Source organism: Acidovorax cavernicola, from assembly GCF_003581445.1.
Window position 1 is genome coordinate 1 of the sequence record NZ_QXMN01000084.1, and the last position, 6,217, is coordinate 6,217.

Consider the following 6,217-nt stretch of genomic DNA (forward strand, 5'->3'; position numbering starts at 1 on the left):
CATATGGAGAGCTACATCGGCCTGGTCGAAGTCGGCGTGGGCCTGGTGCCGGGCGCGGGCGGCCTGACCTATATCGCGCGGCGCGCGGCCGAGAATGCGGCCACGTCGACGGGCAAGGACCTGCTGCCCTTCCTCACTGAAGGCTTCACGGCCGCGGCCATGGCCAAGGTCGGCACCAGCGCGCTGGAATCGCGCCAGCTCGGCTATCTGCTCGACAGCGATCTGATCGTCGCGCACAAGGATGAAGTGCTGTTCGTCGCGCTGAACGAAGCCCGGGCATTGGCCGCGGGCGGCTGGCGCGCGCCGCACAAGCGGCTGTTCCCGGTCGCCGGGCGCAGCGGCATCGCGACCATCCGCGGCTCGCTGGTCAACATGCGCGACGGCGGCTTCATCAGCGACCACGACCAGTACATCGCGACGCTGATCGCCGAAGTGGTCTGCGGCGGCGATGTCGACGCGGGCACGCTGGTCAGCGAGGAATACCTGATGCAGCTCGAGCGCAAGGCGTTCTGCGGGCTGATCGCCCACCCCAAGAGCCAGGAGCGCATCCTGGGCATGCTGTCGACCGGCAAACCATTGCGCAATTGACGCGGCAAAGGAACAGAACATGAAACAGATCCAGGACGCCTACATCGTCGCCGCGACGCGCACGCCCATCGGCCGCTCGCACAAGGGCTTCTTCCGCAACTACCGGCCCGACGACCTGCTGGCCGCGACGCTCAAGAGTGCGCTGGCCCAGGTGCCGGGGCTGGACCCGGCGAGCATCGAGGACATCGTCTGCGGCTGCGCGATTCCCGAAGCCCAGCAGGGCCTGAACGTGGCGCGCATCGCGGCCGTGCTCGCGGGCCTGCCGACCAGCGTCGGCGGCATCACCGTCAACCGCTTCTGCGCTTCGGGCCTGTCGGCGGTGCAGATGGCCGCCGACCGCATCCGCGTGGGCGAAGCCGATGTGATGATCGCCGCGGGTGTCGAAAGCATGAGCATGGTGCCCATGATGGGCAATGCGCCCAGTCTGTCGCCCAGCATCTTCGATCGCGACGGCGACGTGGGCATCGCCTACGGCATGGGCCTGACGGCCGAGAAGGTCGCGCAGCAGTGGAAGGTCAGCCGCGAAGCGCAGGACGCGTTCGCGCTGGCTTCGCACCAGAAGGCGCTCGCGGCCCAGGCCGCGGGAGCGTTTGCCGACGAGATCACGCCGATCGAAGTCACCGACCGCGCGCTGAACCTGGCGACGGGCGAAGTCGCGCTCCATACGCGCACGGTGTCGCTGGACGAGGGCGCGCGCCCCGACACCAGCCTCGAAGGCCTGGCCAAGCTGCGCACGGTGTTCGCCGCGCGCGGCTCGGTCACGGCCGGCAACAGCTCGCAGACCAGCGACGGCGCGGGCGCGCTGATCCTGGCCAGCGAGTCGGCGATCAAGCGCTACGGCCTGACGCCGCTGGCGCGCTTCGTGAGCTTCGCGAGCAAGGGCGTGCCGCCGGCGATCATGGGAATCGGCCCGATCGAGGCGATTCCCGCGGTGCTGCGCTACGCGGGCCTAAACCAGCAGGACATCGACTGGTTCGAGCTCAACGAAGCGTTTGCCGCGCAGTCGCTGGCCGTGATCAACACGCTGGGGCTGGACCCGTCCAAGGTCAATCCCATGGGCGGCGCGATCGCGCTCGGCCACCCGCTGGGCGCGACCGGCGCGATCCGCGCGGCCACGGTGGTACACGCGCTGCGCCGCAACAACCTGAAATACGGCATGGTGACGATGTGCGTGGGCATGGGCCAGGGCGCTGCCGGTATTTTCGAGCGCGTCTGAATTTGGCCCCCACGCTCGCCCACTGCGTGTGGCTCGCTGCCCCCCAGGGGGGCCGTCCGCCGCCTTGGGGCGGCCCGGCGGCGGCGGGTGTGGCCCTTTCGGATGCTCTGCCAGATCGACCGATGCCTTCCGCCCGAGTGGCCGACAGTGCTGCTGGCGCGGTATGCTGGAGTGGCTTTCGCTTCGGCTGGCGGCCGTCGCCCAGACGACGGCCGCCCTCACTTCTTCAGCGCACACTGGCACCATGACCATGACCCATCCTCTTGATTTGGCGTTGCAGCTGCAACTCGTGTCCCCGGGCCAGTACGAAGGGCAGACCAGCCCGGACTACTGGAACATGGTGGGGCCGTTCGGCGGCATCACGGCCGCGACTTTGGTCAAGGCCGTGATGGACCACCCGCAGCGGCTGGGCGAGCCGCTGTCGCTGACGGTGAACTACGCGGGCGCGCTCACGGCCGGTGCGTTCACGCTGCAGGTCACGCCGGTGCGCACCAACCGTTCGACCCAGCACTGGACGCTGTCGGTGCTGCAGACCGATGGCGAAGGCGAACTCGTGGTCACGACCACGGCCACCGTGGTGACGGCGGTGCGCCGCGAGACCTGGAGCATTTCCGACGAACCCATGCCCGAAGTGGCCGCACCCGGCGATCTGCAGCGCATCGCGCCGGGCTTTGGCGTCGAATGGCTTTCGCGTTACGAGATGCGGCCCATGCAGGGGGACGTGCCCAGGGACTGGGATGGTGCGATGGGCCCGAGCCTGTCGCAGCTGTGGATGCGCGACGATCCGCCGCGTCCGCTCGATTTCTGCGCGCTGGCCGCGCTGGCCGATGTATTCTTCCCGCGCGTCTGGTTGCGGCGCGCGCGCCAGGTGCCTGCGGGCACGGTGTCGATCACGGTCTACTTCCATGCGAGCCAGGCCCAGCTGCAGACCACGGGCACGGGCTATGTGCTGGGCCAGGCCCGCGGCCAGGAGTTTCGCAACGGCTTTTTCGACCAGACGGCCCAGCTGTGGAACGAGGCCGGCTACCTGCTCGCGACCAGCCATCAGATTGTCTATTTCAAGGAATGATCAACACCATGACGGTTACCACCTCCGATATTCTTGTGCACACCGAAGACGGTGTCTGCACGCTCACGTTCAACCGGGTCGCGAAGAAGAACTCGATCACCCAGGCGATGTACGGCGCGATGGCCGACGCGCTGGCGGCCGCGCGTGAGGACGCCGCGGTGCGCGTGCTGGTGTTCCAGGGCGACCTGGCGATCTTCAGCGCCGGCAACGACCTGGGCGACTTCCTGAATGCGTCCAGCAACAGCCTGGACGGCCAGAGCCCCACGCTGCGCTTCATGGGCCAGCTCGCGGACTTCCCCAAGCCCGTGATCGCCGCGGTCTGCGGCCCGGCCGTGGGCATAGGCACCACGCTGCTGCTGCACTGCGACCTGGTCTATGCGGGCGACAACGCGGCGTTCTCGCTGCCGTTCGTGAACCTGGGCCTGTGCCCTGAATTCAGCTCCAGCCTGCTGCTGCCCCAGCTCATGGGCTACCACCGCGCGGCCGAAGCGCTGCTGCTGGGCGAGCCCTTCCTGGCCGAAGCCGCGCTCGAAGTCGGCCTGGTCAACCGCGTGGTGCCGCCCAGCGAATGCAATGCGCTGGCCCAGCGCCAGGCGCGCAAGCTCGCGGCCAAGCCGCTGTCGGCGCTGGTCGAGTCCAAGCGCCTGATGAAGTCGGGCCAGGCGGCCACGGTGCGCACGCGCATGGCCGAGGAAGGCCAGAGCTTTGGCCGCATGCTGCACGAACCCGCAGCGCGCGAAGCGGTGTCGGCGTTCATGGAAAAGCGCCACCCCGACTTCTCCAAAGTCTGAGCGGCTCTCTGAACGGCCGAAATACCGATGGAAAGCGCCTGCGGGCGCTTGCATAGCTGTGTGATCAGGAAACCTTTGCAAGCGGATGCATCAATCGAGGGAATTGGTTACTTTTATTGCGCGATGATGTCATTTGTTGCCAAGATGGCGCTCTAGCATGGACGCTTTCCAAGGAGAGACCATGGCCGTGCAGAACCCGTTTTTTGGCAAGCGTGAAGACAGCTTCACCCCCCGCAGCCCCGCCACTGGCATGGCATCGACCGGCAGCAGCTTTGGCGCCAGCCAGGGCAGCGCGAGCGCAGCGCCCGCCGCCACCGCCGCGGAGGCGCAAAGCCAAGGCGGCAGCCGGCTGATCGTCGGCCCCAATATCAAGCTCAAGGGCGTTGAAATCACCGATTGCGACACGCTGGTGGTCGAAGGAACGGTCGAAGCCACGATGGATTCGCGCGTGATCGAAATCGCCGAGCAAGGCGCTTTCCACGGCACGGCCGAGATCGACGTCGCCGAAATCCGCGGCGTGTTCGACGGCACGCTGATCGTGCGCCAGAAGCTCGTGATCTACGGCACGGGCAAGGTCAGCGGCAAGATCCGCTACGGCAAGGTGGTGATCGAAGAGGGCGGTGAACTCACGGGCCAGATCGAAGCCGGCTCTTCGCCCAGGAACATTTCCGCAGCGTCCGGCAGCAGCGTGGTGACGGCCTCGGCGCAATCCGCGGCCAATGCCGCAGCAGCATCGGGCCAGACCGCGGCGGCCAGCCAGCCGCGCCTGGCCGCCGGCCTGCCCGCCTGACGCCTGCGCGGCGCCTGACTCCGGCGTGCGCCGGTGCAGGGGCCGCGGCGACACCCGCCGCTCAGCGCGTGGGTGCGGCCGCTTCTGCGTTGCGCTGGATTGCCTGGCGCCAGGCCATGATCTGCGCGTTTTCCGGCAGGGCCTGGGGCTTGCCTTCGCTGTCGATGGCGACATAGGTGAGCAGCGCTTCGGTCACTTTGACAAAGCGCCCCTGGTCGTGAAAACGCTCGGCATAGACTTCGACATCCACCGTGACCGACGTGCGGCCCACGCGCCGCACGCTCGAATAGAACGACAGGATGTCGCCGACGCGCACGGGCTGCTTGAAAATGAATTCGTTGACCGCGACGGTGACCATGCGCTGACCGATGCGCGAAGGCAGCACCGAACCCGCGAGATCGACCTGCGCCATGACCCAGCCGCCGAAGATGTCGCCATTGGCGTTGACATCGGCGGGCATGGGAATCACCTTGAGCACGAGATCTTTGTCTGCGGGCAATGGGTGGGGAGGAAGGTCTGGACGCGGAGGCATTGGCACAATCGGGAATATAACAACAGGAATTGTCCCCGATGCGCCGTTCTGCCGAATCTCCTCAGGATTTACCCGTACCCGCTTCCCCAGCTTCCGGCGCCGACTGGGCGACGCTCAAGCGGCTGCTGCCTTATCTGTGGGAATACAAATGGCGGGTGCTCGCGGCCCTGCTTTTCATGGTCGCGGCCAAGGTCGCGAATGTCGGCGTGCCCGTGCTGCTCAAGGAGCTGGTCGATGCGCTCACGCTCCAGCCCGGCGACCCGGCCGCCGTGCTGGTCGTGCCCGCGGCCATGCTGCTCGCCTATGGCGCACTGCGTTTTTCGACTTCGCTGTTCACCGAGCTGCGCGACCTGGTGTTCGCCAAGGCGACGCAGGGCGCGGCGCGCAGCATCGCGCTCACGACCTTCGAACATCTGCATGCGCTGAGCCTGCGCTTTCACCTCGAGCGCCAGACCGGCGGCATGACGCGCGACATCGAGCGCGGCGTGCGCAGCACCGAGTCGCTGATCTCGTACTCGCTCTACAGCATCCTGCCGACGCTGATCGAAATGCTGCTGGTGCTGACCATTTTGGCGCTGCGCTTCGATATCTGGTTCGCGGCGATCACGCTGGCCGCGCTCGCGCTGTATGTCGTCTTCACGGTGCAGGTGACGGGCTGGCGCACGCGCTTTCGCCGCGAGGCCAATGCCCAGGAGTCGGCGGCCCATACCAAGGCCGTGGATTCGCTGCTGAACTACGAGACCGTCAAGTACTTCAACAACGAGGGCTTCGAGGCGCGCCGCTACGACGAAAACCTCGAGCAGCTGCGCCGCGTGCGCCTCAAGAGCCAGACCACGCTGAGCCTGCTCAACGCGGGCCAGCAGGTCATCATCGCCACGGCGCTGGTGGCCATTCTGTGGCGCGCCACGCAGGGCGTGGTCGATGGCCGGCTGACGCTGGGCGATCTGGTCATGGTCAACGCCTTCATGATCCAGCTCTATATCCCGCTGAACTTCCTCGGCGTGATCTACCGCGAGATCAAGCAGAGCCTGGTCGATCTGGACCGGATGTTCGTGCTCATGGACCGCGAACGCGAAGTCGCCGATGCGCCCGATGCCCGGCCGCTGCAGCATGCCGACTGCCCCGCAGTGCGCCTGGAAGACGTGCATTTCGCCTATGACCCGGCGCGGCCCATCCTGCGCGGCGTGAGCTTCGAGATTCCCGCGGGCAAGACCGTGGCCGTGGTCGGCCC

6 protein-coding genes and 1 pseudogene are annotated in these 6,217 nt (G+C 67.1%); 6 read left to right on the forward strand and 1 reads right to left on the reverse strand.

What is annotated here, in order from left to right; translation table 11 throughout:
- From D3H34_RS30575 to D3H34_RS30595, 5 genes and pseudogenes are all read left to right on the forward strand, one after another.
- Positions 1 to 588, forward strand: a pseudogene (locus D3H34_RS30575) (3-hydroxyacyl-CoA dehydrogenase); the annotation flags it as partial.
- A 19-nt stretch (positions 589 to 607) separates the two neighbouring features.
- Entirely contained in the window at positions 608 to 1,804 is a 1,197-nt protein-coding gene (locus tag D3H34_RS30580) for an acetyl-CoA C-acyltransferase (protein WP_119558603.1), read from the forward strand.
- Positions 1,805 to 2,048: 244 nt separating this feature from the next.
- Positions 2,049 to 2,873, forward strand: coding sequence for an acyl-CoA thioesterase (locus tag D3H34_RS30585; RefSeq protein ID WP_119558607.1), 825 nt, complete (start codon positions 2,049 to 2,051; stop codon positions 2,871 to 2,873).
- 8 nt (positions 2,874 to 2,881) lie between these two features.
- A complete protein-coding gene (locus D3H34_RS30590) occupies positions 2,882 to 3,664 on the forward strand; it encodes an enoyl-CoA hydratase (protein WP_119558604.1) in 783 nt (260 codons plus the stop codon).
- Positions 3,665 to 3,845: 181 nt separating this feature from the next.
- The gene (locus D3H34_RS30595) at positions 3,846 to 4,454 is read left to right on the forward strand and encodes a bactofilin family protein (protein WP_119558605.1); all 609 of its coding nucleotides are present in this window, start codon (positions 3,846 to 3,848) and stop codon (positions 4,452 to 4,454) included.
- 61 nt (positions 4,455 to 4,515) lie between these two features.
- Here D3H34_RS30595 and D3H34_RS30600 read toward each other — a convergent pair whose 3' ends face one another.
- On the reverse strand, positions 4,516 to 4,986 hold the full coding sequence (locus tag D3H34_RS30600; RefSeq protein ID WP_119558606.1) for an acyl-CoA thioesterase: 471 nt from the start codon (positions 4,984 to 4,986) through the stop codon (positions 4,516 to 4,518).
- 38 nt (positions 4,987 to 5,024) lie between these two features.
- On the opposite strand from D3H34_RS30600, the gene D3H34_RS30605 reads away from it, so the two are divergent.
- The coding region (locus D3H34_RS30605) for an ABC transporter transmembrane domain-containing protein (protein WP_147400525.1) at positions 5,025 to 6,217 on the forward strand (1,193 nt) is incomplete at its 3' end.

Coding starts and splice junctions, on each gene's coding strand:
- D3H34_RS30580 (WP_119558603.1), top strand. CDS start 608: ATGAAACAGATCCAGGACGCCTACATCGTCGCCGCGACGCGCACGCCC.
- D3H34_RS30585 (WP_119558607.1), top strand. CDS start 2,049: ATGACCATGACCCATCCTCTTGATTTGGCGTTGCAGCTGCAACTCGTG.
- D3H34_RS30590 (WP_119558604.1), top strand. CDS start 2,882: ATGACGGTTACCACCTCCGATATTCTTGTGCACACCGAAGACGGTGTC.
- D3H34_RS30595 (WP_119558605.1), top strand. CDS start 3,846: ATGGCCGTGCAGAACCCGTTTTTTGGCAAGCGTGAAGACAGCTTCACC.
- D3H34_RS30600 (WP_119558606.1), bottom strand. CDS start 4,986: ATGCCTCCGCGTCCAGACCTTCCTCCCCACCCATTGCCCGCAGACAAA.